Raw genomic sequence first — 24,546 nt, forward strand, 5'->3', positions numbered from 1 at the left:
AGGCCCTCGGCTTCATGGAGCACTTGCCTCGGCGCTGGAACAGCGCGCGATAAAACTGAGCAATGTCATCGCTGCTCCCTCTCGCGCCCCCGCTAAAGCGCCAGATCGCGCTCTGCGACACGTGATCCCTGCACTGCAAGCTCACCTCGGGGCGCCACAGCCCCGGGGAACTGCGGCATCGCCCCGAAACTTAGCTAAGCCTCAACTCAGAAGGTTCCGTCCATTCTGCATATGCCGCTGGGCAAGCTTTCGGGCCATGCGACCCGGTGCCAGCAGCCGCGCAGGCTCGCGCGTGTCAGAACGGAGTTCCGGGAACAGCTGGTAGATCTCCGCCACCGCCGCCTCACCGACCGCTTTCAGGGCCTCTGCGCCGGTGTGGAGCGACTCGCTGGGCGCGCCATTCGCGAAAACGATCTGATGCGCGTCGAACAGGAAGTGCACATAGGTCACCTCGGCCAGATCGGAGGCGATATCAAAGCCCTTCAGCTGCAGCAATTGCTTGGCCGCCACCAGAATCTCATCGGTGCCGAACATGCGCTGCGCGATGCGGGACCGCGCCAGCATCCGGTGCTGCGGTGAGACGACCAGATCGCGGGAGGGCAGGTTCTGCCCAAGGGCGCCCGCGCGGATGCGGATGGGACGCAGGTTGGGATGCGCCTCCAACTCGGCCGCGCCAAGGCGGCGACGTCCGATCCAGCGGATCGGCTGCAGCCCGGCATCTGCGGTGTGCACCAGATCACCCACGCTCAGGTCTCCGGCGCGGACCGGCCCCTCGACCGTCTCGATCAGCGCATCGGCCGCGAAGCACACGACATCCGTGTTGTCCCAGGTCAGGTCGCGGCCGGCGATGGCGCTGCCGCCGTTCCGGATCGTCACCGTCATGCCATTGGCAAAACCGTTCGCCGTCGAGATGTCGTTCAGCACCCCATCGGCCTGATCGGCACGCATCCAGCCCAGCGGAGTCACATAGGGCTTCAGCCCGTTTGCCACCCGGGTTGCGTTGATGATGTCCAGATTGGTCTGGTTGTAGTAGCGGCCCAGATTGACGAAATCGTTGTTCTCTCTGACGCCATCGCCGAAGTCCTGCCCGGCGCCGGTGTTGAAATCGTCAATCGTATCGCCATTCCCGACATGGAAAATGTCGAAACCTTCGCCGCCGTTCAGAAGGTCGCCGGCGTTGTCCTCGTCTCCGGTCGCGCTGTCTCCGCCATGGATGATGTCATTCCCGGCGCCGCCGTAGATCGTATCGGCCCCCGTGCCGCCGAAAATCAGGTCGTTGCCTGCATCGCCATAAAGCGCGTCATTGCCCGTGCCGCCCTGCAGCTCGTCAGCGCCATCCCCGCCGTGAAGCAGGTCGTTGCCTTCGCCCCCCAGGATCGTGTCACTATCCGCGCCGCCGTCGACGGTGTCGTTTCCGAACCCGGCCAGAATGAAGTCGTTGCCCGCACCGCCTGAAATGGAATCCGCCCCGCCGAGCGTGTCGGTTCCCAGCGTGTCGTCGCCGTAGATCCTGTCGTCATCGGCACCACCATCGATGGTGTCACTTCCGCGCCCGCCGACCATGGTGTCGTTGCCAGCGCCGCCGGTCAGCAGGTCGTTGCCTGTATTGGGCTGTCCGGGCGAGCTGGAGTCGCCATAGACCAGATCATTGCCGTCACCGCCATGGACGGTGTCATTGCCGCTATCGCCGTAAAGGCTGTCGTCGCCAGTCCCGCCATCAATCAGATCGTTGTCGGCATAACCATAGATCCTGTCATTCCCGGCATCACCGGACAGCGTGTCATTCCCGCCATTCCCCGTCAGGACATCGTCGCCGTCACCACCGAACATCAGGTCATTGGTGGTACTATGGCCGATCATGTTGTCGTTGCCGGCATCTCCATAAAGCGAGGCGGAATTCCCCGCGTTTGCCTGGATCATGTCGTCGCCGTCACCGCCATGGACGACGCCGGAGCCAGCCGAATAGATGATGTCGTTGCCCGCATCGCCATAGATGGTGTCGCGGCCACCGTTGTTGGTGATGTTGTCATTGCCGGTGCCGCCGTAGACCAGGTCGTCACCGAGGCCGCTTTGGATCAGGTCATTGCCATCGCCGCCGTAGATCGTATCGTTTCCGGCTGGCGAGCCTCCGGCGACAGTACTGTCTCCATAGATTGTGTCATTGCCGTCGCCACCAAAGACGACATCATGGCCTGCACCGGCAATGATCCTGTCATTGCCCGCGCCGCCCTGAATGAGGTCGTCCCCGCCCCCGGCATTGGTCCCGTCGACGTCATCGCCGTAGAGAATGTCATCGCCCGCGCCGCCAAAGATCTGATCTTCATAGACCGTGATGGTGTCGTTGAAGCTGACCCTGTTCCCGCCCACGCCGCCAATGATGATATCATTGCCGGTGCCACCGAACAGAAAGTCACTTCCTCCAGCACCGTCGATGGAATCGTTGCCAGCGCCACCATCGAAATAATTGGTAAAAATGGACCCATCCGGATCGGTTCCGGCGGTGTCATAGCCTATCAGGGTGTCATTGCCTCTGCCCCCGATGATGCCATCGATGCCGATCAGATGGTCCTTTCCCTGACCGCCGGTCTGCTCATCCGTGAAGTCTGTGCCACCCCATGGCGGCAACTTGATATTCAAATTGCCGGTCGCCGCCGAGTAATCGGCGATATCGCCACCGTAGCCACCCTCGATGTAGTCGTCGCCGGCACCTCCGGACAGACGATCAACGCCGCCCTGCGCATAAAGCCTGTCATTCCCGGCACCGCCATAGATGACGTCATGGTCCTGCGCCGCGCCGGGCCCGTTTATGGCGCCGGAATAGATCAGATCGTTTCCGTCCCCGGCATAGATGACATCCGGGGTGGCCGAGGTCATGGTGGGTGACCCAAAGGTGTCATTGCCACTGCCCAGCACGGTCTCTTTGAGCGTGTAGACCGGAGAGGTGTCAACGACGGCAGCGCTGATGCTGGCGACGGGATCGTCGGGCACGAAATACAGCGCGCCGCTGGCATCGGTCTGGAAGATGCCACCCATGATCTGATTGGTCACGGTCGTGCCATCGGCCAGCGTACCCGTGATTTTCCACGTCGCGCCACCGACCGTGGAACTCGCCCCGCCTGCCGCCGCAGTGGCCGAGAGGCCAGGGGTGAACTCGCTGGCCGTGAGGTCTATTCTGTCTCCCGTCCAGGCAGAATTGTCGCTGCCGAGGGTAACCCGATAACCGAATGCCACCTGTGCCTACCGTAAATTTGCGCTGGAGTTCAGGTATACATTTAGCGCTTATCGGCGGCGCAAGATATAAGCATATGCCTACGTTTCTAAACAACGTAGCGTTGTAACGGTACTTTCATTGCGGATCCTTCTCCCGCACCACAGCCGCGTGCGGCAATGAAGGCTCACCTCAGAACGCGGCGCAACCCCTCCTGCACTTTCAGAAGCGGCTCCAGATACATCGCGGCCAGATCGCCCGCGTCAGTCTGCACGGCGGCCACGCCGGTATTGAGCGCGGCCATGACGCGGCCATGTACCGAATAAAGCGGCACCGCGATTGAACGCAGGCCAAGCTCGACCTCCTGATCGATCACCGCGTAGCCGTCGCGGCGCGCGGCCTCGATGCGGGCCATGATCTCGGCCGGGTCGGTCAGGCTGAAGGGGGTGCGTGGCGTCAGGTCCGAGGCCTCGACAATCGCCCTCGCCTCATCCGGGGGCAGCGCGGCCAGCAGCACCCGCCCCATCGAGGTGCAATGCGCGGGCAGCCGCGATCCGGGCATCAGACCGATGGACATCACCCGCCGCTGCGCCGCGCGGGCCAGATAGACGATCTCGGTCCCGTCGAGGATCGAGACCGAGGTGGATTGCCCGATCCGCTCGGACAGTTGATCCAGCCAGGGCTGCACCATCTGCGCCAAAGGCATCGCGGCCAGCGCGCCCATGCCCAAGCGCAGGACCCGGGCCGTCAGGGTGAAGAACTTGCCGTCGTAATCGGCATAGCCCAGCTCATGCAGCGTCAGCAGGCAGCGCCGCGCGGTTGCCCGGTCCAGCCCCGTCGCTGCGGACACGTCGGAGATCGACATGCGCGGCTGTTCGGCCCGAAAGGCCTCGATCACGCTCAGGCCCTTGGCCAATGATCCGATGGTGTCTGTCTTGTTCGCCATGCGAACAGTAAAATTCACTCATCGAACAAATGTCAACATGCGCACGAAATCTCTGTCGCGCGCCGCAGCTTGGGCCTAAGCATACTCCAACGGAGGAGCATTCATGGACAAGCGCATTTCCAGTCTGACCGAAGCAGTCGCGGATATCCCCGACGGTGCGACGGTGATGATCGGCGGGTTCGGCGGATCGGGTGCCCCGATCGAGCTGATCCACGCCCTGATCGACCGCTATCTGGAGACCGGCAGCCCGAAGGCGCTGACCGTCATCAACAACAATGCGGGCAACGGCCATGTCGGCATTGCCGCGATGATCGAGCAGGGCATGGTCACGAAGATGATCTGTTCCTTCCCCCGCTCGGCCGATCCCCGCGCCTTCACCGAGCGCTACCTTGCCGGAGAGATCGAGCTGGAGCTGGTCCCGCAGGGCACGCTGGCCGAACGCATCCGCGCAGGCGGCGCGGGCATCCCCGCCTTCTATACGCCGACCAGCTTCGGGACCGATCTGGCCAAGGGCAAACCCGTGGCCGAGTTCGAGGGCCGTTCTTACGTACAGGAACGCTGGCTGAAGGCCGATGTCGCGCTGATCAAGGCCGAGGTCGGGGATCATCTGGGCAACCTGACCTATCGCATGGCGGCACGGAACTTCGCCCCCCTGATGGCGATGGCCGCGACCCGCTCGGTCGCGCAGGTCAGCCAGGTGGTCACGCCCGGCGGCATCGACCCCGAGGCGGTCGTGACGCCCGGCATCTTCATCGACGCCGTCGTGTCGGTCCCGAACCCCGCGCAGGAAGAAGACCTCAACCGCGCCAACGCCCATCATCCGCAGGTGCCAGCATGACCAGCAAGCTTTCGAACGCCCAAATTGCCTGGCGCGCCGCGCAGGACATCCATGACGGGGCCTATGTGAACCTGGGGATCGGCTATCCCGAAATGGTCGCCCGCTTCCAGCCCGAGGGGCGGCAGGCGATCTTTCACACGGAAAACGGCATCCTCGGCTTTGGCGAGGCACCCGCGCCGGGCGAGGAAGACTGGGATCTGATCAATGCGGGCAAGAAAGCGGTCACGCTGAAGCCCGGCACGGCCTTCTTTCACCACGCTGACAGCTTTGCGATGGTGCGCGGCGGTCATCTGGATGTGGCGATCCTTGGCGCCTATCAGGTCGCGCAAAACGGCGATCTGGCGAACTGGTCCACCGGCCCGAAGGGCGTGCCCGCCGTGGGCGGTGCGATGGATCTGGTCCATGGCGCGAAACGCGTCGCGGTCATCACCGATCACGTCACCAAGGACGGCAAGCCGAAGCTGCTTGAAAGCTGCACCCTGCCCCTGACCGGCGTCGGCTGCGTGACCCGCATCTATACCTCGCTGGCGGTCGTCGATGTCGAGGGTGGCCGCTTCGTGCTGCGGGAAAAGCTGCCCGCGCTGTCCTTTGACGAACTCCAATCGCTGACTGGCGCGCCCCTGCATCTTCAGGGCGACGTGGCCGATCTGATCGTGCCCGAGGTGTGACATGAACGAGGTTTTCATCTGCGATTATATCCGCACGCCCATTGGCCGATTTGGTGGCGCGCTGTCCTCGGTCCGCGCCGATGATCTGGGGGCCATCCCCCTGCGCGCCCTGATGGAGCGGAACGCGGGCGTCGACTGGCAGGCCGTCGATGACGTGATCTATGGCTGCGCCAATCAGGCGGGCGAGGACAATCGCAACGTCGCCCGCATGTCCTCGCTTCTGGCGGGGCTGCCGGTCGAGGTCTCGGGCACGACGATCAACCGCCTCTGCGGCTCGGGCATGGATGCGATCATCGCTGCCGCCCGCGCGATCAAGGCAGGCGAGGCCGATCTGATGATCGCGGGCGGGGTCGAGTCGATGTCGCGCGCGCCGTTCGTCATGCCCAAGGCCGAAAGCGCCTTCAGCCGCAGCAACGCGGTCTATGACACGACCATCGGCTGGCGCTTCGTGAACCCGCTGATGGAGGCGCAATACGGCGTCGACAGCATGCCCGAGACGGCGGAAAACGTCGCCGAGGATTTCGCCATCAGCCGCGAAGATCAAGACGCGTTCGCGCTGCGCTCGCAGCAGAAGGCGGCGGCGGCGCAGGCCAATGGAAGGCTCGCGCAAGAGATCACCCCGGTCAGCATCCCGCAGCGCAAAGGCGAGCCGAAGCTGGTCGAGCGGGACGAGCATCCGCGCGAAACCACGCTTGAGGTGCTGGCGGGCCTGAAAGCCCCGTTCCGCAAGGGCGGCAGCGTGACGGCGGGCAATGCCTCGGGCGTGAACGACGGGGCGGCGGCGCTGATCCTTGCCTCCGAGGCGGCGGCCAAGCGGTATGGGCTGACGCCGATTGCCCGGGTTCTGGGCGGTGCCGCGGCAGGCGTCGCTCCGCGCATCATGGGCTTTGGCCCTGCTCCGGCCTCGAAAAAGCTGATGGCGCGGTTGGGTCTGACGCCAGCCGATTTCAATGTGATCGAACTGAACGAGGCCTTCGCCTCGCAGGGCCTCGCCACGCTGCGCGATCTTGGGATTGCCGATGACGACCCACGCGTGAACCCGAATGGCGGCGCGATTGCGCTTGGTCACCCCCTGGGCATGTCGGGCGCGCGCATCACCGGCACCGCCGCGCTGGAACTGCTGCGCACGGGCGGCAAGCGCTCGCTGTCGACGATGTGCATCGGCGTGGGCCAAGGCATTGCCGTGGCGCTTGAGCGTGTCTGAGGCCAGCGGCTATCGGGGCGGACGGACGTTGTTCGCCTCAAGCCAGGCCGGGTTTTCGGCATACATCTCTTGGATCAGGTTCTTGACCATCTCGACGTAATGCGAGGAATCGCCCGCGCGGTGGTTGAGAATGACCGGCGAGACCGCCCTTGGGCTGTCGATCACGCGATAGCGCACGTCCGAGCGCATCTGCCGCGCCGATGACGGAATGATGCAGATGCCCGAGGCTGCCGCAACAAGGCCAAGGGCGGTCTGAATCTCGCGCACCTCCAGCACCTCGCTGGGGTGGATGTCCGCCTCTTGCAGCAGCGCCAGCACCTGATCGGCATAGCTGGGGCGCGGCTCTTTGGGATAGACGATCAGCTTCTGACCAGCGATGGCCTCGATCGGCAGGGGCGCATCGGTGTCGGCCAGCGGCGTGCCTTCGGGCAGCGCCGCCACCAGCCGCTCCTCTCGCAACACGGTGCTGGTCACATTCGGGTCGCTGTGCTTCAGGCGACCGAAGCCAATGTCGATCCGCCCTTCCTTCAACGCCGGGATCTGCTGGATCGAGACCAGTTCCAGCAGCTGGATGTCCAGTTCCGGCACGCTCTGGCGCAGGCGTCTGACCAGAACCGGCAGGCCGCCGTAAAGGGTCGAGGCCACAAAGCCGATGGACAAAAGCCGGTTGCGGTTCATCCCCACCCGGCGCGTCGCATCCTTTAGCTGATCGACCCGCCCCAGCACCTGCAACGCCTGTTCATAGAACAGACGCCCCGCATCGGTCAGCTTGATCGGGCGGCTTTTGCGGAGGATCAGCGCTACGCCCAGCTCTTCCTCCAGCAGCTGGATCTGACGGCTCAGCGGCGGTTGCGCGATATGCAGAATCTCGGCGGCGCGGGTGAAATTCCGCTCGCGCGCGACGGCCACAAAGTATCGCAACTGTCGCAGATCCACCCCTGCCCTCCGTCGTCAATCGCCTGAATCACATCTTTCTCAGGTATCCCAAAGGCCACCAAGTGGCTGATTGTTGACCCATTCATCCAGACTATACCCTGAAGGTATCGTGGTAAACGCAAATGATCTTGGACGCAGCGCCTTACCCGGATGCACTCTGTCCCTATGAACAAATCACATGCCCCCTTTGCCAGATCGACCGCCGCCACCGCCGCTGCCCCCGTTGTGACGGGGATCGAGACGGTGATCCTCGATCTGCCGACCATCCGGCCGCACAAACTGTCGGTCGCGACCATGAACGGACAAGTGCTGATGCTGGTGCGTGTCCATTGCAGCGACGGCATCACCGGCACCGGCGAAGGCACCACCATCGGCGGTCTGGCCTATGGCGGTGAAAGCCCGGAAAGCATGAAGACCAATATCGACACCTGGTTCGCGCCGGTGATGATCGGTCAGGATGCGACGCGGGTGCAGGCCCTGATGGCCCGCGTCGGCCAGATGGTGCGCGAGAACCGCTTCGCCAAATCGGCGGTCGAGACCGCGCTGCTGGATGCGCAGGGCAAGCGCCTTGGCCTGCCGGTCAGCGAGCTTCTGGGCGGACGCCGCCGGGACCGCTTGCCGGTCGCCTGGACGTTGGCCTCGGGCGAGACCGCCCGCGACATTGCCGAGGCCGAGCAGATGCTGGACCTGCGCCGCCACCGCATCTTCAAGCTAAAGATCGGCGCGCGTGGGGTCCGCGAGGATATTGCCCATGTCGCCGCGATCAAGGCGGCGCTTGGCGACCGGGCATCGGTGCGCGTCGATGTGAACATGGCTTGGTCCGAGGGCGAAGCTGCCTTCGGCATGGCCGCGCTGGCCGATGTCGGTTGCGAATTGGTGGAGCAGCCCGTCGCCTCGACCGCGGCCCTCGCCCGGCTGGTGCGACGCTTCCCGGTCGCGCTGATGGCCGATGAGGCGCTGACCGGCCCCGAAAGTGCCTTCGAGCTGGCCCGCGTGCAGGGCGCCGACGTCTTCGCCGTCAAACTCGAGCAAAGCGGCGGCGCCTATAATGCCCAGCGCGTGGCGACCATCGCCGATGCCGCCGGGATCGAACTTTACGGCGGCACGATGCTGGAAGGCGCGGTCGGCACGGTGATCTCGGCCCACACGTTTTCGACCTTCGCGCATCTGCAACGGGGCACGGAACTGTTCGGCCCCCTGCTGCTGACCGAGGAAATCCTGACCGAGCCGCTGGATTACAGCGAGTTCGAGCTGACCGTGCCAAGCGGAGCCGGGCTTGGCGTGACGCTGGATGAGGACCGCGTGGCCTTCTTCGCCCGCGACGGCATCCGCAAGACCATCAGCCTGACCGGCGGAAAGGTGTAACATGCTGTATCAAGTGGTCATGGACGTGAAGATCCCGCGCGATCTGCCCGAGGACGAACGGACTCAAGTCCTCGCCCGCGAGAAGGCCTATTCGCAGGATCTGCAGCGCCAGGGCAAATGGCGTCACATCTGGCGGGTCGCCGGGCAGTACGCGAACATCAGCATCTTCGACGTTCAGGACAATGCCGAGCTGCATCAGATCCTGTCCGGTCTGCCCTTGTTTCCCTTCATGGAGATCAAGGTGACCCCCCTGCTGCGCCATCCATCCGCGATCAGGGACGACGACAGCTAATCAAGCCCCGAAGGGACGGAGAGTGAGCCGCCCCGCCCAGTTTCCAAGCGAATCCAGGAGGAGAAGTAAATGAACGTGACGATTTTCGACCGTCCCGACGTGCAGGCGTTCCTGAAAGAACTCAGCGGCCTGAACTCCAGCGACGGCAATCCGCGCATGAAGGAGATCATGCACCGCCTGATGTCGGACCTGTTCAAGGCCATCGACGATCTGAACATCACCCCCGACGAATACTGGACCGGCGTCGCTTGGCTGAATGATCTGGGTGCGGCCGGTCAGGCGGGCCTCGTCTCGCCCGGGCTTGGGGTCGATCACTTCATCGACGAGCGGCTGGATGCGATCGACGCATCGCTCGGGATCGAGAACCCGACGCCCCGCACCATCGAAGGCCCGCTTTACGTCGCCGGTGCCCCCGAGGCCCTGGGCTATGCCCGACTGGATGACGGCACCGACACCAATGGCCATACGCTGATCATGCATGGCACCGTTCACGGCGCGGACGGCAAGCCCCTGCCCGGCGCCAAGGTCGAGGTCTGGCATTGCGACACCCGTGGCTTCTATTCGCACTTCGATCCGACCGGCCAGCAGCAGCCCTTCAACATGCGCCGCACGATCATCGCCGATGAAAACGGCCGCTACAAATTTCAAAGCATCCTGCCCAGCGGCTATGGCGTCCCCCCCGGCAGCCCGACCGAGAAGCTGCTGACCGCCCTTGGCCGCCACGGCCAGCGCCCGGCGCATATCCACTTCTTCATCAGCGCCGACGATCACCGCAAGCTGACCACCCAGATCAATATCGAGGGCGATCCGCTGATCAACGACGACTTCGCCTATGCGACCCGCGAAGGGCTGGTGCCCTCGGTGATCGAGCGGACGGATGCGGAAAGCATCAAGGCCAATGGCCTGAACGGTCCCTTCGCCGAGATCAGTTTTGACATCCACCTGACCGCTCTGGTCGAAGGTCTGGACAATCAGGTCAATGAACAGCGCAGGCGCGCTGCGGCCTGACCGCGACGACAGCCTACAGCGGGGCGCAATGCTTCGAAAGCGCCCCGCCCCTTCCACGACGCTTCCCTACTGCGGTCCTCACGGCAGCCCTGCCGCTGACCACCGGCGCCACAGCTGACGCCCAAGACGCATTCCCACGCGCCGAGGCGCCTTGAGGGGCAACCCTCGGCCCCAGCGCCCACGACCCTGCAATCTCAACCATCACCGGGGAACCGGCGCCGACCCGCGCTGCCCCTGAAGGGAGAACTCATATGTCTGCAATCATCGAAAAGGCCCGCGATCTGGATCACCTGCTGGCGGTCGCGGTGCAGGACGATGCCGAGGCCGGACTGTTTCGCTGCCGCCGCGACATCTTCACCAATGAAGACCTCTATGCGCTGGAGATGAAGCACATCTTCGAAGGCAACTGGGTCTATCTGGCGCATGAAAGCCAGATCCCCGAGATCAACGATTACTACACCACCTGGATCGGCCGTCAGCCGGTGGTCATCACCCGCGACAAGACCGGTACGCTGAACGCGGTGATCAATGCCTGTGCCCATAAGGGCGCGATGCTGTGCCGCCGCAAACAGGGCAACAAGGGCAGCTTCACCTGCCCGTTCCACGGCTGGACCTTTGCCAATACCGGCAAGCTTCTGAAGGTCAAGGATGCCAAGACCACGCAATATCCCGACCAGTTCGGCAAGGACGGCTCGCATGACCTGACCCGCGTTGCCCGCTTCGAAAGCTATCGCGGCTTCCTGTTCGGCAGCCTGAACCCCGATGTCGCGCCCCTGACGGAATATCTGGGCGAAAGCACCATCATCATCGACCAGATCGTCGATCAGGCCCCCGAGGGGCTGGAGGTTCTGCGCGGCAATTCCTCCTACATCTATGACGGCAACTGGAAGCTGCAGATGGAGAACGGCTGCGACGGCTATCACGTCAGCTCGGTCCACTGGAATTATGCGACCACGATGGACCGCCGCAGCGAAACCGGCACCAAGGCGGTGGACGCCAATAGCTGGAGCAAATCCGTCGCCGGTGTCTATGGCTTCGAAAATGGCCATATCCTTCTGTGGACCAACACCACGAACCCCGAGGTCCGCCCGGTCTATAACCGCCTGGATGAGATCACCGAGCGTCTTGGCGCTGAAAAAGCAGGCTTCATCGTCAACCAGACGCGCAACCTCTGCCTCTATCCCAACGTCTTCCTGATGGATCAGTTCAGCACACAGATCCGCGTCGTGCGCCCTCTGTCTGTCGACAAGACCGAGGTGACCATTTTCTGCTTCGGCCCCAAGGGCGAAAGCGCCGAGGACCGGGCGAACCGCATCCGCCAGTATGAGGATTTCTTCAACGTCTCGGGCATGGGCACGTCGGACGATCTGGAAGAATTCCGTGCCTGCCAGACCGCCTATGCCGCACCCCTTTGGAACGACATGTCGCGTGGCGCGCCGCTGTGGGTCCACGGCCCCGATGACAACGCTCGACGCATGGGTCTGAACCCGCTGATCTCGGGCGAGCGCAGCGAGGATGAGGGGCTGTTCGTAGTCCAGCACGAATACTGGGCCCGCGTCATGCGCGATGCGCTGGCGGCCGAAAAGGCGGGCGAAGCTCAAGCCAAGGGAGAAGCAGCATGAGCCTTGATCACACCGTTGGCACTGGCCTCGATTACAACACCATCTGCGCCTTTCTGTACCGCGAGGCGCGCCTGCTGGATGACCGGGAATGGGATGAATGGCTGACCTGCTATGCCCCCGATGCCAGCTACTGGATGCCGGCCTGGGACGACAACGACCAGATCACCGATGACCCGCAATCGCAGATCTCCCTGATCTATTACCCCAACCGCGAGGGGCTGGAGGATCGGGTGTTCCGCATCAAGACCGAACGCTCGGGCGCGTCGACCCCTGAACCCCGCACCAGTCATTCGGTCATCAATGTCGAGGTGATCGCGGATCGCGGGACCGAGGTCGACGTCCGCTACAACTTCCTGACGCTGAACCACCGCTACAAGACCACCGACCAGTTCTTCGGCACCATGTTCGTGACCCTGCGCCAGTCCGATGACGGGCTCCGGATCGCGGCCAAGAAGATCGTCCTGAAGAACGACTACATCCGTCAGGTCATCGACGTCTATCACGTCTGACCGCCAACCCAGCACCCATGCAAGGAGGAGGCGCGCATGTGCTATCGCATCGCACTGAACTTTGAAGACGGAATTACCCGCTTTGTCGATTGCAAGCCGGGCGAGAAGGTTCTCGACGCCGCATTTCGCAACAAGATCAACCTGCCGATGGATTGTTCCGACGGCGTCTGCGGCACCTGCAAATGCCGCGCCGAAAGCGGTGCCTATGATCTGGGCGAAGACTTCATCGAGGACGCCCTGACCGAGGATGAGGCAGCGCTTGGTCTGGTCTTGACCTGCCAGATGGTGCCCTCCTCGGATTGCGTGCTGTCGGTGCCGACGACCTCGCAGGCCTGCAAGACCGGCCAGCAAAGCTTTGCCGCGACCGTGGCCCGGATCGCGCCGCATCTGGATGCCGCCGTGGTTCTGGAACTGGACGCCGAGGACGGCGACAACGCCCCCGTCTTCCTGCCGGGGCAATATGTGAATATCGACGTGCCCGGCGGCGGTGATCACCGATCCTATTCCTTCAGCTCGGTGCCGGGGGAACAGCGCTTGGGCTTTCTGATCAAGAAAATCCCCGACGGGTTGATGAGCAACTGGCTGTCGCGCGCCAAGCCCGGCGACCGGCTGAACCTGACCGGGCCGATGGGCAGCTTCTATCTGCGTGACGGCGAAGGCCCGCTGCTGTTTCTGGCAGGCGGCACTGGCCTCGCGCCTTTCCTCTCGATGCTCGAGGTGCTGGCGCGCGCAGGGTCCAATCGCCAGATCCACCTGATCTATGGCGCGACGCGCGACGCCGATCTGGTGCTGGTCGATCAGATTGCGGCCCAGGCCCAGCGGCTCGCGAATTTCACCTTCGCGACGGTCGTGGCCGACCCGGCCTCGGATCATCCCCGCAAGGGCTGGGTCACCCAGCACATGCCGGGTGACATGCTGGCCTCGGGCGAGGTCGACATCTATCTGTGCGGCCCGCCCCCCATGGTCGATGCCGTCCGGCACTATCTGGACGAGAACGGCATCACGCCCGCCAGCTTCCACTATGAGAAATTCACCCCCAACGCGCCCCTGAAGGCCAGCGCATGAGCGGCGCGGTTTTCCCCGGTCGCTTCGCGGGCAAGGTGATCGTCGTGACCGGGGCGGCGCAGGGCATCGGCCGCGCCGTCGCCCTGCGCGCCGCAGCCGAGGGCGGCAAGGTCCTCTTCGTCGACCGCGCCGATTTCGTGGCCGAGGTCGCCGCCGAGGCCGGGGCCGAAGCCTTCACCGCCGATCTGGAGACTTGGGACGGCGCCGAGGCCGCAATGCGCCACGCCGCCCGGCTGTACGGCGGTATCGACATCCTCATCAACAATGTCGGCGGCGCGATCCGCATGCGCCCCTTCGCCGAATTCGAACCCGAGCAAATCGACGCCGAGATCCGCCGCTCGCTGATGCCGACGCTTTACAGCTGCCGGGCGGTGCTGCCGCATCTGTTCGCGCGGGGCGGCGGCGCCATCGTCAACGTGTCTTCCAATGCCACCCGCGGCATCCACCGCGTGCCCTATTCGGCGGCCAAGGGGGGCGTCAACGCGATCACCCAATCGCTGGCGATGGAACTGGCGGGCCGGAACATCCGCGTTGTCGCCACCGCCCCCGGCGGGACCGAGGCACCGCCTCGCCGCATCCCCCGCAACGCTGAGGGCGACAGTGCTGCCGAAAAGGCCTGGATGGCCGAAGTCGTCGATCAGGTGAAGCAATCCGCCCTCATGCACCGCTACGCGACCATCGAGGAACAGGCCGCGCCGATCCTGTTTCTGGCCTCGGATGAGGCGTCCTACATCACCGGCTCGATCCTGCCCGTCGCAGGAGGCGACACGGGCTGATCGCAGACAAACCAACAACAACGGGAGGAGAAAGAATGCGCGATATCGACGTGAGCGAGGCCATAGACCAAGGCCCGTTCGGCAGATTTCAATGGATGGTGGTCGCGCTTTGCGGCGCGCTGCTGGTGGTCGACGGATATGACGTGTTCGTCGCAGGCACCGTGCTGCCGACGCTGATCGCGGAATGGGGCCTGACCAAGCCACAAGCGGGCGCGCTGCAGGCATGGGCGCTGTTTGGCATGATGTTCGGCGCGCTGATCTTCGGGTCACTGGCCGACCGGATCGGACGCAAAAAGGGCGTCGCCATCAGCTTCGCGCTGTTCACCACGGCAACCCTGCTGACCGGGTTTTCAACCTCGCCCGAGCAGTTCAAGATCTTCCGCTTCATCGCGGGCCTCGGCTGCGGCGGCTTGATGCCCAATGCGGTCGCGTTGATGAACGAATATGCACCCAAGCGCATGCGCGGCACCACGGTCGCGCTGATGTTTTCAGGCTATTCGGTCGGCGGCATGGTCGCGGCGGGCCTTGGCATCGGGCTGATCCCCAGCTTTGGCTGGAAGCCGATGTTCTTCATCGCCGCCCTTCCGCTTCTGCTGCTACCCCTGATCCTGTGGAAACTGCCGGAATCGCTCGGCTTCCTGATCCGTCAGGGCAAGCAGGAGGAGGCGCAGCGCATCTTCGCCCGGATCAACCCCGCCACGCCCCTCGCCCCCGGAGACCGGCTGGTCTTCAATGAGGTCAAGGGCGCCTCGGCCTCGATTGCGGAACTCTTCCGGCACGGGAGGGCGACGCGCACGTTGATGCTTTGGCTTTCGTTCTTCTGCTGCCTGCTGCTGGTCTATCTGCTGTCCTCCTGGCTGCCAAAAGTGCTGCAAGAGGCCGGATATGCCGAGCGCGCCAGCCTTCTGTCGCTGTTCTCGCTGAATTTCGGCGGCATGGCCGGGGCGATTGCGGGCGGCTGGCTGGGCGACCGTTTCGGCCTGCCCAAAGTGGTGATCGGCTATTTTACCGCCGCCGCCCTGTCGATCGCAATGATCGGCTTCAACCCCGCGCCGGGCCTGCTGTTCCTGCTGGTTTTCGTCGCCGGAGCCACCACCATTGGCACGCAAATCCTGCTCTATGCCAGCGTCGCGCAGCTTTACAACCTGTCGGTCCGCTCGACCGGGCTTGGCTGGGCCTCGGGCGTGGGCCGGATCGGGGCCATCGTCGGCCCGACCCTTGGCGGCGTGCTGCTGGCGCGGGAGCTGCCGCTCAGCCAGAACTTCCTGATCTTCGCGATCCCGGCAGCGGTCTCGGCCATCGCCATGCTGGTCTTCGCCCTCAGCAATCAGGGCCCGCGCGATACGACGCGACTGGCCGCTGCCTGAAACCAAACCTTTGGCCGCGCGGTTCCCCCCGCGCGGCCTTCCACGCCTGGAGAGATGCCATGCCTTTTCTGACCCTGCCCACCCACCGCCTTCACTACCGCATCGACGGTGCCGAGGGCGACAAGCCATGGCTGACCTTCTGCAACTCTCTGGGCACCGACCTGCAGATGTGGGACGCCCAGATTGCCGATCTGTCGCAGGAGTTTCGCGTCCTGCGCTATGACCGGCGCGGGCATAGCGGCTCGGGCACTCCGCCCCCGCCCTACAGCCTCTCCGATCTTGGCAGCGATGTCGTCGCCTTGTGGGACGCGCTGTCGATTGAACGCAGCCATTTCTGCGGCCTCTCTATCGGCGGGCTGACCGGGCAATGGCTGGGCATTCACGCGCCGTCGCGACTGGACCGCCTGATCCTCTGCGCCACGGCGGCCCGGATCGGAACGGTCGAGAGCTGGACCACACGCAGGACCGAGGTCGAGGCGCAGGGCCTTCAGCCGCTGGTCCCCGCCACGGCCGAGCGCTGGTTCACCCCAACATTCCGGCAAACCCATCCCGAGGCGGTCGACGCAATCCTGAAGGCTTTCGTTACAACCTCGGTCGAGGGCTACGCCGGTTGCTGCGCCGCGCTGGCTGGCGCCGACCTGCGCCCGTCGCTTAGCAGGATCAGCGCGCCGGTTCTGGCCATTTCCGGCGACGACGATCCGGTCTGCCCGCCCGCCGATCTGGAGGCCATCGCCAAGGGCGTACAGAACGGCCGCCACGTCTCTCTTCCCGGTCGGCATATCGTCAACCTCGAGGCGGCCCCGCAATTCAACGCCACGCTCAGCAAGTTCCTGATCCAAGGCTGATTTCCGCCTTCACGCCGGACAGGCCCGGTCGGCGCAGGAATATCCTCTACCGAGGGCCCGCCACCTATGATCTTATGCCGGCAGAGCGTGAGGAGAGAGCGTGATGATCAAGCAGTTTTGTGCAGCCTTGGCGATTGCCACCACAGCCGGTTTCGGCATGGCCAGCGCCCAGTCCTATTATGAGGCCCCTTGGTCAAGCTTCGACTTCCTCACGGATCAGCGCTGGACCGAGATCAACAACCGCCTCACGAACCAGCGAATTGATATGATGAACGACGACATCGAGCGTGAGATCGAGGAACGTCGCGAGGCCGAGGCGAAAGAGGCGCTTGATCTGGGCGAGACCGCAACGACGGATCTGACGCCCTTGCGCCCTTATCTGGCCGAGATCGATATGACCGAGGAACGGGCCGCCAAGGTGCTGGCGATGTACAGCGAGGTCGCGGCAAAGCTTGATGTGCCGGCAAATGACAGCGCCAGCGGCATCGCGGCCTTTCTGGCGGGTACATATGCGGCCTATACCAACAAGCCTTTCCCCGACGAATTCTTCCAGCCGCTTTACCAGCAATTCGCCGATACACTTGTCGAGGACGACGCATTCCGAGAAATGCCCCTGCCTCAGCGGACCGAGTATTATCAGCGGCTCGTGGTCGCCGGGATGATCCATCAGCTGAACCAGCTGGACCTTCAGGCCAATCCGCAACCCGAGCAGATTGCCGAGATGCGCGAAGCGGCAGGCAAGGCGTTCAGCGAAATCGCCGGAATATCCCCCGACCGCGTGCGCTTCACCGAGGACGGCTTGACTGTCGCGGAGGCTGAGTAGGTCTCAGGCGATCAGCCCCACCTGAGTGATCCAGTATAAAAGTTAGTACATGATGGGCCTTTGATCGATCGGAACAATGGTTTCCCGGGCGGTTGGGCGATAGCCCAATGCGCTGTGGGGGCGTATCGTGTTGTAGTGCTTCCTCCATTGCTCGATCAGGATCTGCGCCGCGCCGAGGCTGTAGAAGACTTCCCCGCTCAGCACCTCGTCGTGGAGCCGGGCATCAAAGCTCTCGCAATATCCATTCTCCCAAGGCGACCCCGGCTCAAGATAAGCCATTTTTGTGCCGACCGTGCTGATCCAGTCCCGGACGGCCAGAGCAATGAACCGTAAGCGTTGCATCTGACCCCTACTGGGCGAGCTTCCGCGGTGCAGTAAGCTCGCGGATCTTGCGATCAAGATTGTCGGCCTTCTTGACCAATTGCTCGCGATCGATGCTGGGCGTTCCCGTCCCCCCCTTAGCATCTGTCCGATGCCCGTAAGCGAGAAGCCAGCCGCCTATCCAAGCGAGATCAGCGACAGGCGCGTCAGCATCGCATCCTCGAAGATCCTGCGTAGTCGCCGGCGACCGGAGGAGGAGATCAGCCCGACCTCCTCGTAATATACCTTATGGCCAACACAGAGTATCTGTTGATGCCCAACCTCCTCGCGCAGGCCGTCGACACCGATGCGGCCACACTGGGGAAGCCGTGGAAGGGGCCGGCAAGAGGCAGGAGATGTGCGCGGTCCGCCTCGAACACCTCACAGATCGTGCGAAAATAGCAGATCTTTCTGCCTCTTCCAAATAAGGTTTAAGTTGCGCGCGAGCATGCGCGTGCTATCGTCCAGCCGTTCAGATTGCTTGGTCCCCTTTTATGCTTGAAGATGCACCTACACGCTGGCAGGTCGCACCACACGCCGGTGGACCTCGGGCATTTCTTCATATCGCATCGCTGAACAAGATTACCCCGCTGGGGGCGCAGTTCGGGGTAGACGACCGGCGTTCTGCTCCTGTCGCTCTGGCCGATCCCCTGTTTGGGGCGATTGAGCCCAATCCAACAGAAATCGTGTGCGCCGATGCATTGGGACAAAAGCTGCCTGATCCGGCGTGCTACGCCGTTCTGGACGCTACGAAAGTGCTGCATCTGCCGGAACGGCTGGAGGCCTCGGGGTTGGAGCATCGCTGTCTTTACCGGGGCGAAGCCTTCGAGAAATGGCACCATGTCGCCCCATGGATCGTCCGGCTTCTGCCTGACCACGGCTTCACCCGCAGCCTTTTCACGCAAGCGAACCAGCCCGGTGATCTATGGGACCTGCGACCGGGCATTTACCTGCGTTCGCGGGCGTCCATCGACACCTTGGCTGACCATTTCCGCCGTTTCACGAAATCAGGCGATGACGAGGGTCGGGTATTTTATTTTCGCTTCAACGATTCCGACGTGATGGAGACATATCTCTCCGGCATTCGTGACTGGCCGGAACGGCTGCAGAACTGGTTCCTTCCAAACAACGGCTACCCCATCCTTCGGATCGTGACGATACTGAGCGATGGCTCTGCACGGATTTTCAGGCCTACAAATGACGTCCTCGTCGCTCCGGATACGCGGCTTGCCTTCCGCCTGACGGAACGTGATCGCCGACCGTTTCGCGACAAGGTGCTGCTGCAGAATATTCGCGAGATGGCACGGGACCTGAAAATGCTGTTGCCGCAGGAACTGCAAGACCGCGAACAACATGACCTTGAGTGGTCAGTCCAGCAAACACTGGATCGGATGGAACGGTTCGGCGTCTCGGACGGGCGATATCTTTTCCATTTCGCGGCATGGGACGCGTTATGGGGGCACGGGTTCGAGCAGCGCGCGCCGGATTCGCGGCTCTACGACATTCTCAATTCGCGGATGTCGGAACAGCAAAAGTTCTCGGAGTTCGAGGCTGTATTGAAGGTACTGGTGGGATAGTATGGCAGACGGTGGCTTGGTTGGCGGAATTTCGGAACGGTTGCAGCATGTTGCGGCCACGCGGTACGCGGGAAGCATCAAGCAGGATGCCCAAAGCTGCTCGGGCAGTGTGATCCTGTCAGCCCGCTATGGCGACAACTGGTCGACGCCGATGGCTGGGGCGAAATTTCGTCTGCTTCACAAAGGCAAGGTGATTGAGGAAAACCGGCTGAAATCGCTTGCCGATATCGGCAAGCGACCGGGCGACCCCCTCACGGCCGCAGAGTATGCCCAGCTTGGAACCTTTGAGCATAAGAACGCCCCTTCGGGTGATCTGGCTTTCGAACTGACGCTTGAGGAAGAGGAGTCTGCCGTCATTGCGAAGGAAGAGGCCCTTCGTACGCTCATCCAGACCAAGCTGGCGGAATTCCGGGCTGGCGGGACCCTGCCCCAGAACTGGGCAGAGTGGAACAACGCCACAAGCACCGGCAAAGCAGAACTGCTGCTTTCGAACTCCTTCGACGGCTTCGTCGAGGGAATGGACAACTGGTTCGACGAAGAAGGCGACTTCTGGTCGATGATAGGCGAAACATTCTCAAAGGCTTGGGATTCGATCGTCGAAGGGCTGGGAGAGCTTGCGACCGCGCTTCATCCCGACAATATCGGCAGGACCGCCGAGATCGTGTGGGAGGCCGCGCGGGCGACCGCGCAGAAGACCGGCGAATTCGTCCGAAGCCTGCCCGGGAAGGCCCAGAAGCTTTATGCGGGCACGATGGCGATCCTGAACAATATCGCGGCAATCACGAAATTCATTGGTGATTTCATGTCCGGGAACTGGGATGAAATCGAGCATTTCTGCCGCACCACTTTGCTGGATCTGATCGATGATCCGGTGGCGCGGCAGGCCTGGACCGACGCCATCATGAACAATGCCGAAAACTGGCAGATGGTGCTTGAGGTGGTGGGCTTTACCAATGTTCCCAAACATCTTCTGGCCTTCGTCTCGGGTCTTGTTGCGGCGATCCCTCCTCATGTCTGGGCGCGTTGGGGGGCCGTCTCTGTCGCGGTGATCGCGATCGAGCTTTCCATCAGCGCGATCATCACCCTGATCTGCGGCCTTGCCGAAGGTGCGACAGTGGGCGGCGCAACGGCCATCGTGGGCCCTTTGCTGGCGGCGCGAGCGGCAAAATGGGCAAAAATGGGCGGAACCATCCTCGAACATTTCCGCAGGATTATCGGCTGGATCGACAATATCATGGAAAAGGTGATCGAGCTGGCGCGCCTGGCCGTCAAAGCCCGACGACGCGGAACCATTCAGAACAGCCGCGTGACCGTGCCACCGCGCGGGCGTGGACATCAGCGAAGAGATCAGCGGGACGATGAACGGCGTTGCCGCAATTGCGGGGCAGAGCTTGGGAAACGGGGGCATCCCGCGATCAGCCCCAACTTCCCCAATGGCAACACCAGCAAGGATGGCAGCTATCGCAGCAGAATCATGACGCACACGCTGCGGACGACCTCAAGTATCGGCAGCACATTGCTGGTTGGCGACACTCAGGCCCATCACCTAGTATCGGCGGAAGGGATGAAGACCACCACCAAGGCCAGGAATTTCGAGCGCTTGGGCTATCAGATCAACGTGGTCGAAAACCTGTCTTTGATCCCCAGCAAGGGCTCGCTCGCCTGCCATCTCAAATGTCAGCTGCATCGCAGTGATCATCGCTTCGGCGGGTACAATTATCACATTCAGGTTGCCGCGAACCTTGCGCTGATCCTGGCGAACCTGAGCAAATACTGCAAGCAAGGCAACCCGAACAGAATCCAGCCCGATGTCGACAGGGTCAGCGCAAGGCTTGCCGCACAGATCAATATCTTTACCCTGCCATTGACCAGCGTTGCCCGCGACTTCGCCGCACTCAGCCAGGTCGGCTGTGCCAATGTCGATTCCGTTAAACATGCGGCCGGCGTGACCTGCAGCCATAACCGCAATCATGCGCCTGGTATCAACTCGGGCACGCTCTCGATTCCCTATATGATAAGGCCAGCACATTGACCCCATTGACCGAGCAATATTTCATCCTGCTGCGAGACTACGCCACAGTCGACGACCGGCCGTTATATGCCGGGGCCGAGGCCGCGAATGACGATACCTCCGACCGGCTGTTCGATCCGGATCCGATCCGGTTGGGCATTCCGATGCGCTTCCGCATGGACATGTTCGATATGCGTGTCGCCGATAATCTTCCGGGCGAAATCGGCCACTTCATCATCACCGGCCCGGTCGTCCTTGTGTCCGAGGCGGTGCGCAATGTCATGGTGGAATATCAGAACGCGTCGTTCGAGCTTTATCCTGCCATTCTGGAGACCATCGACCGCACCTATGTCGAGCCCCTGTATTTCCTGCATATGATGCGACATCTGGACGTCTGGGACCGTGAAAAGTCCACCTATCTCATTCCATTTGATCCCGACGTCGATTTGGGTGCTTCACTGACACAGATTGTGTTGAATGATGCTGAATTGGGCCTGACCCCTGAAGCGCAGAGAATGATCATCAGCCTCGACAGGTTGGACCAACTGCCCGTTCTTCTGCATGAAAAACTGGTCGCCGAGCTTCTGGAGAAGAAACTGACATCAGGCGCGCGTCTATTTCGTTTGAGCGAATATATCCAGGGGCAGGAAATGTTCTAATGCTCAAAGTAGGTTCGGAGTGATAAATCCGCCCTCCTGCGGCCAGAAGCACCTCGATAGTGATTGAGCGTCCGGTGATCCGCGCCACCTGAGTTGTCTATATTGAAAGTTAATGCATGACGGGCCTTTGGTCCATCGGGACGCTGGTTTCCGGGGCTGGTGGACGATAGCCCAATGCGCTGTGGGGGCGTTTCGTGTTGTAATGCTTCCTCCATTATTCGATCAGGATCTGCGCCGCGCGGAGGTTGTAGAAGACTTCCCCATTCAGCACCTCGTCGCGGAATCGGGCGTTGAAGCTCTCACAATAGCCATTTTCCGAAGGGGCTTTCTTGCAGAAATCCGAGCGGTGTGGGACATCCCCCTTTCCCCATCGTGTTCAAGCTACGCGCTCAATATCCGCAATGCCGAGTGCGTTGAAGCAGTTCATAAGTGCGATACGGATCTGGATTTCAGCGGTCTGACGATCGGGATCGCGTGAGGCGATCCGCTCGCTGAAGAATTTGAGGTCGAGCAGGTAAACGCCACAGGTTCGAGAGAACCTGCGAGGTCATCTTCGCCTCGATCCGACTTCGGACATGATAGTTGGTCCATTGCTTCCAGGTGGAGCGACCGAAGCGCCTGGTCGCGCGTGAGGTATATCGTCGCGGGCTCTGGCGGCAGGACAGTCCTCCTTCCACAGGCGGCCGTTTCTGCGGATGGGTATGATTGCCGTGCCGCGGCAATCCTCCCCGTTTTAACGTGGTGCTGAAGTAGACTTCAGGCAGCCATCTTCAGTTTCTGGGCGGGTGTGATGACGCCTATGCCCATGTTGGGGCGCTCATTGCTGTAAGTCCATAGCCAGTCGGTTGCGATCTCCTGCGCCTCCTCGATGGTTTCAAAGATGTAGAGGTCCAGCCATTCATGCCGGACGGTCCTGTTGTAACGCTCGACATAAGCGTTCTGCTGGGGCTTTCCGGGCTGGATGTGATTGAGAGCAATGCCCTGCTTTTCGGCCCAGATCATCAGCGTGGAGCTGATGTATTCTGGGCCGTCGCCAGTGGTTGCTCGAACCAATGGCGCAATCACGGACAACTCCACCCTTATCGCGAGCGGCGTCCCGCGCCACTCGATGATCTGGTTCAGCGACCGAACCACCCGCTCAGCCGGGAGCGAGAAGTCGACCTCGATGCCCAGGCCCTCACGGTTGAAGTCGTCCAGCACATTCAAGAGCCGGAACTGGCGACCATCGGCCAAGCGATCAGCCATGAACCGAAGGTCCGCGCAGCGAATTCCATTGACCAGACGGTGTTCGGTGCCTCAGGGACGCTGAGTTCATCGGGTTTGTCGCGCTTGATCCTCCGGCGGGGCGTGATCCGCAGGTTCAACTCCAGCTCGCAGTAGATCCGGTGGACGCGCTTATGGTTCCACGGGTGCCCCTGGACGTTGCGCATATGCAGGAAGCATAGTGAGCTACCCCCCGATTTTCGGACACTGACATAAGCTACGATTTGCAGTCTGCTGATCTTCGACGAGAAGGAGATCAGAGATGTCGAAACGGAAACAGCACGCGCCAGAGTTCAAGGCGAAGGTCGCGCTGGAAGCCCTGAAAGGCGAGGAGACGGCCGCCGAGCTAGCAAGCCGGTTCGGGTTGCATCCGACGGAAACGAGCCCTGCTCGACGGTGTGTTGATTTCCGTCGATACGTGACCCGGTATCCGGCATAATTTTCATTGAGAATTGGCCCATATGACCCTTCTCCCAACGCAGCGAGCGACGGGGACCGAGGAGTGATCCACATGGGACTTTTGAATGTCATCCGGCGGATGGTCCTACGCGAGAGGCTGCCGATCCGGGAGATCGCACGTCGCACTGGTTTGTCGCGCAACACCATCAAGAAGTATCTGAACTCTGGCACGGTCGAGCCGAAGTTCGCGGCTCCTGAGCGTCCGAGCAAGCTTGATCCTTTTGCGGACAAGCTTGCGGCTTGGCTGAAGACCGAGGCGTCCAAATCACGTAAGCAGCGCCGTCCGCTGACACGGCTTCACGCTGATCTCGTGGCTCTTTGAACCGCGCCGGGTTTACCGGAGGCTTCAACTCCTGAGTAGGATGGAGCATCATGAGCAAGACAACGAACAAGCTTTCCCCCGAAGTGCGCGAACGTGCGGTGCGCTTGGTCCTCGACAATGAGGGTCAGCATGGATCGCGCTGGCAGGCAGCCATGTCGATCGCGGCGAAGATTGGCGATGCGCCCCAGACCCTGAACGATTGGGTCAAGAAGGCCGAGGTCGATAGCGGCAAGCGGCCGGGAGTTTCGAGTGAGATGTCGGATCGCATGAAGGCCCTGGAATGTGAGAACCGGGAACTGCGCCAAGTCGAGCCATGGGAACGCCACTGGTCCGAGAGACCATGGCGAGGGAGATCCTGCGCAAGGCGAGCGCATATTTTGCGCTGGCGGAGCTCGACCGCCGGTCGAAGTGATGGTGTCGTTC

General features: G+C 62.3%; 19 protein-coding genes and 7 pseudogenes. 19 read left to right on the forward strand and 7 right to left on the reverse strand.

The window, feature by feature from the left end:
- Positions 1-201 precede the first annotated feature (201 nt).
- Entirely contained in the window at positions 202-3,231 is a 3,030-nt protein-coding gene (locus IQ24_RS18705; RefSeq protein ID WP_145399842.1) for a Hint domain-containing protein, read from the reverse strand.
- A gap of 164 nt (positions 3,232-3,395) precedes the next feature.
- Positions 3,396-4,154, reverse strand: a complete 759-nt coding sequence (locus IQ24_RS18710) for an IclR family transcriptional regulator domain-containing protein (protein ID WP_145399844.1) — start codon at positions 4,152-4,154, stop codon at positions 3,396-3,398.
- Positions 4,155-4,257: 103 nt separating this feature from the next.
- Between IQ24_RS18710 and IQ24_RS18715 the strand changes: the two genes are divergently transcribed.
- Genes IQ24_RS18715 through pcaF form a run of 3 tightly spaced genes read left to right on the forward strand, consistent with a single transcriptional unit; the run spans position 4,258 to position 6,864 of the window.
- On the forward strand, positions 4,258-4,992 hold the full coding sequence (locus tag IQ24_RS18715) for a 3-oxoacid CoA-transferase subunit A (RefSeq protein ID WP_145399846.1): 735 nt from the start codon (positions 4,258-4,260) through the stop codon (positions 4,990-4,992).
- Complete coding sequence (locus IQ24_RS18720; RefSeq protein ID WP_145399848.1) at positions 4,989-5,660, forward strand: CoA transferase subunit B; 672 nt, start codon at positions 4,989-4,991, stop codon at positions 5,658-5,660. Before IQ24_RS18715 ends, IQ24_RS18720 begins: the two co-directional genes overlap by 4 nt.
- Position 5,661: 1 nt before the next feature.
- Positions 5,662-6,864: a 3-oxoadipyl-CoA thiolase gene (gene pcaF, locus IQ24_RS18725; protein ID WP_145399849.1), complete on the forward strand. Its 1,203-nt coding sequence runs from the start codon at positions 5,662-5,664 to the stop codon at positions 6,862-6,864.
- 9 nt (positions 6,865-6,873) lie between these two features.
- On the opposite strand, the gene IQ24_RS18730 is transcribed toward pcaF, so the two are convergent.
- The gene (locus IQ24_RS18730; protein ID WP_145399851.1) at positions 6,874-7,800 is read right to left on the reverse strand and encodes a LysR family transcriptional regulator; all 927 of its coding nucleotides are present in this window, start codon (positions 7,798-7,800) and stop codon (positions 6,874-6,876) included.
- Positions 7,801-7,965: 165 nt separating this feature from the next.
- Here IQ24_RS18730 and IQ24_RS18735 point away from each other — a divergent pair, with 165 nt between their 5' ends.
- The 10 genes from IQ24_RS18735 to IQ24_RS18780 all read left to right on the forward strand — a co-directional run bounded on the left by IQ24_RS18735 (position 7,966) and on the right by IQ24_RS18780 (position 17,472).
- Positions 7,966-9,165 (forward strand): muconate/chloromuconate family cycloisomerase, encoded by a 1,200-nt coding sequence (locus tag IQ24_RS18735; RefSeq protein ID WP_145399853.1) that lies wholly within the window; start codon positions 7,966-7,968, stop codon positions 9,163-9,165.
- A 1-nt stretch (position 9,166) separates the two neighbouring features.
- Complete coding sequence (gene catC, locus IQ24_RS18740; RefSeq protein WP_145399855.1) at positions 9,167-9,457, forward strand: muconolactone Delta-isomerase; 291 nt, start codon at positions 9,167-9,169, stop codon at positions 9,455-9,457.
- A 69-nt stretch (positions 9,458-9,526) separates the two neighbouring features.
- Positions 9,527-10,465, forward strand: a complete 939-nt coding sequence (catA, locus tag IQ24_RS18745; protein ID WP_145399856.1) for a catechol 1,2-dioxygenase — start codon at positions 9,527-9,529, stop codon at positions 10,463-10,465.
- A 251-nt stretch (positions 10,466-10,716) separates the two neighbouring features.
- Entirely contained in the window at positions 10,717-12,087 is a 1,371-nt protein-coding gene (locus tag IQ24_RS18750; protein ID WP_145399859.1) for an SRPBCC family protein, read from the forward strand.
- Positions 12,084-12,596, forward strand: a complete 513-nt coding sequence (gene benB / locus IQ24_RS18755) for a benzoate 1,2-dioxygenase small subunit (RefSeq protein WP_145399861.1) — start codon at positions 12,084-12,086, stop codon at positions 12,594-12,596. The genes IQ24_RS18750 and benB overlap by 4 nt, the downstream gene beginning before the upstream one ends.
- Before the next feature lie 36 nt (positions 12,597-12,632).
- On the forward strand, positions 12,633-13,661 hold the full coding sequence (gene benC / locus IQ24_RS18760) for a benzoate 1,2-dioxygenase electron transfer component BenC (RefSeq protein WP_145399863.1): 1,029 nt from the start codon (positions 12,633-12,635) through the stop codon (positions 13,659-13,661).
- Positions 13,658-14,437: a benzoate diol dehydrogenase BenD gene (benD, locus tag IQ24_RS18765; protein WP_145399865.1), complete on the forward strand. Its 780-nt coding sequence runs from the start codon at positions 13,658-13,660 to the stop codon at positions 14,435-14,437. Before benC ends, benD begins: the two co-directional genes overlap by 4 nt.
- Before the next feature lie 35 nt (positions 14,438-14,472).
- Complete coding sequence (locus IQ24_RS18770; RefSeq protein ID WP_145399867.1) at positions 14,473-15,804, forward strand: MFS transporter; 1,332 nt, start codon at positions 14,473-14,475, stop codon at positions 15,802-15,804.
- 59 nt (positions 15,805-15,863) lie between these two features.
- A complete protein-coding gene (gene pcaD / locus IQ24_RS18775) occupies positions 15,864-16,649 on the forward strand; it encodes a 3-oxoadipate enol-lactonase (protein ID WP_145399869.1) in 786 nt (261 codons plus the stop codon).
- Positions 16,650-16,752: 103 nt separating this feature from the next.
- The gene (locus IQ24_RS18780; RefSeq protein ID WP_145399871.1) at positions 16,753-17,472 is read left to right on the forward strand and encodes a DUF6683 family protein; all 720 of its coding nucleotides are present in this window, start codon (positions 16,753-16,755) and stop codon (positions 17,470-17,472) included.
- A 42-nt stretch (positions 17,473-17,514) separates the two neighbouring features.
- Here IQ24_RS18780 and IQ24_RS18785 read toward each other — a convergent pair.
- Positions 17,515-17,799 (reverse strand): annotated as a pseudogene (locus IQ24_RS18785) (integrase core domain-containing protein); the annotation flags it as partial.
- Positions 17,800-18,326: 527 nt separating this feature from the next.
- Between IQ24_RS18785 and IQ24_RS18790 the strand changes: the two are divergent.
- The 3 genes from IQ24_RS18790 to IQ24_RS18800 are packed head-to-tail and all read left to right on the forward strand — an operon-like array spanning position 18,327 to position 22,079.
- On the forward strand, positions 18,327-19,409 hold the full coding sequence (locus tag IQ24_RS18790; protein WP_145399873.1) for a DUF4123 domain-containing protein: 1,083 nt from the start codon (positions 18,327-18,329) through the stop codon (positions 19,407-19,409).
- A gap of 1 nt (position 19,410) precedes the next feature.
- Entirely contained in the window at positions 19,411-21,441 is a 2,031-nt protein-coding gene (locus tag IQ24_RS18795; RefSeq protein WP_145399876.1) for an AHH domain-containing protein, read from the forward strand.
- Positions 21,438-22,079 carry an imm11 family protein gene (locus IQ24_RS18800; RefSeq protein ID WP_145399878.1) on the forward strand — a complete coding sequence of 214 codons (642 nt, stop codon included), beginning with the start codon at positions 21,438-21,440 and terminating at the stop codon, positions 22,077-22,079. Before IQ24_RS18795 ends, IQ24_RS18800 begins: the two co-directional genes overlap by 4 nt.
- Before the next feature lie 109 nt (positions 22,080-22,188).
- Here IQ24_RS18800 and IQ24_RS18805 read toward each other — a convergent pair.
- The 3 pseudogenes from IQ24_RS18805 to IQ24_RS18815 all read right to left on the reverse strand — a co-directional run.
- Positions 22,189-22,404, reverse strand: a pseudogene (locus IQ24_RS18805) (integrase core domain-containing protein); the annotation flags it as partial.
- Positions 22,405-22,455: 51 nt separating this feature from the next.
- Positions 22,456-22,794: pseudogene (locus tag IQ24_RS18810) on the reverse strand (hypothetical protein); the annotation flags it as partial.
- Positions 22,795-22,835: 41 nt separating this feature from the next.
- Positions 22,836-23,545, reverse strand: a pseudogene (locus tag IQ24_RS18815) (integrase core domain-containing protein); the annotation flags it as partial.
- A gap of 59 nt (positions 23,546-23,604) precedes the next feature.
- Between IQ24_RS18815 and IQ24_RS20640 the strand changes: the two are divergent.
- The 3 pseudogenes from IQ24_RS20640 to IQ24_RS18825 all read left to right on the forward strand — a co-directional run.
- Positions 23,605-23,721 (forward strand): annotated as a pseudogene (locus IQ24_RS20640) (transposase); the annotation flags it as partial.
- A gap of 132 nt (positions 23,722-23,853) precedes the next feature.
- A pseudogene (locus tag IQ24_RS18820) lies at positions 23,854-24,120 on the forward strand (helix-turn-helix domain-containing protein); the annotation flags it as partial.
- A gap of 53 nt (positions 24,121-24,173) precedes the next feature.
- Positions 24,174-24,546, forward strand: a pseudogene (locus IQ24_RS18825) (transposase); the annotation flags it as partial.

It is taken from the genome of Paracoccus sulfuroxidans (assembly GCF_007830335.1).
Classification (GTDB): Bacteria; Pseudomonadota; Alphaproteobacteria; order Rhodobacterales; family Rhodobacteraceae; genus Paracoccus; species Paracoccus sulfuroxidans.

Bases quoted from the DNA above. Each gene is read 5' to 3' on its own strand.
- IQ24_RS18710 (WP_145399844.1), bottom strand. From the start codon at position 4,154: ATGGCGAACAAGACAGACACCATCGGATCATTGGCCAAGGGCCTGAGC.
- IQ24_RS18715 (WP_145399846.1), top strand. From the start codon at position 4,258: ATGGACAAGCGCATTTCCAGTCTGACCGAAGCAGTCGCGGATATCCCC.
- IQ24_RS18720 (WP_145399848.1), top strand. From the start codon at position 4,989: ATGACCAGCAAGCTTTCGAACGCCCAAATTGCCTGGCGCGCCGCGCAG.
- pcaF (WP_145399849.1), top strand. From the start codon at position 5,662: ATGAACGAGGTTTTCATCTGCGATTATATCCGCACGCCCATTGGCCGA.
- IQ24_RS18735 (WP_145399853.1), top strand. From the start codon at position 7,966: ATGAACAAATCACATGCCCCCTTTGCCAGATCGACCGCCGCCACCGCC.
- catC (WP_145399855.1), top strand. From the start codon at position 9,167: ATGCTGTATCAAGTGGTCATGGACGTGAAGATCCCGCGCGATCTGCCC.
- catA (WP_145399856.1), top strand. From the start codon at position 9,527: ATGAACGTGACGATTTTCGACCGTCCCGACGTGCAGGCGTTCCTGAAA.
- IQ24_RS18750 (WP_145399859.1), top strand. From the start codon at position 10,717: ATGTCTGCAATCATCGAAAAGGCCCGCGATCTGGATCACCTGCTGGCG.
- benB (WP_145399861.1), top strand. From the start codon at position 12,084: ATGAGCCTTGATCACACCGTTGGCACTGGCCTCGATTACAACACCATC.
- benC (WP_145399863.1), top strand. From the start codon at position 12,633: ATGTGCTATCGCATCGCACTGAACTTTGAAGACGGAATTACCCGCTTT.
- benD (WP_145399865.1), top strand. From the start codon at position 13,658: ATGAGCGGCGCGGTTTTCCCCGGTCGCTTCGCGGGCAAGGTGATCGTC.
- IQ24_RS18770 (WP_145399867.1), top strand. From the start codon at position 14,473: ATGCGCGATATCGACGTGAGCGAGGCCATAGACCAAGGCCCGTTCGGC.
- pcaD (WP_145399869.1), top strand. From the start codon at position 15,864: ATGCCTTTTCTGACCCTGCCCACCCACCGCCTTCACTACCGCATCGAC.
- IQ24_RS18780 (WP_145399871.1), top strand. From the start codon at position 16,753: ATGATCAAGCAGTTTTGTGCAGCCTTGGCGATTGCCACCACAGCCGGT.
- IQ24_RS18790 (WP_145399873.1), top strand. From the start codon at position 18,327: ATGCTTGAAGATGCACCTACACGCTGGCAGGTCGCACCACACGCCGGT.
- IQ24_RS18795 (WP_145399876.1), top strand. From the start codon at position 19,411: ATGGCAGACGGTGGCTTGGTTGGCGGAATTTCGGAACGGTTGCAGCAT.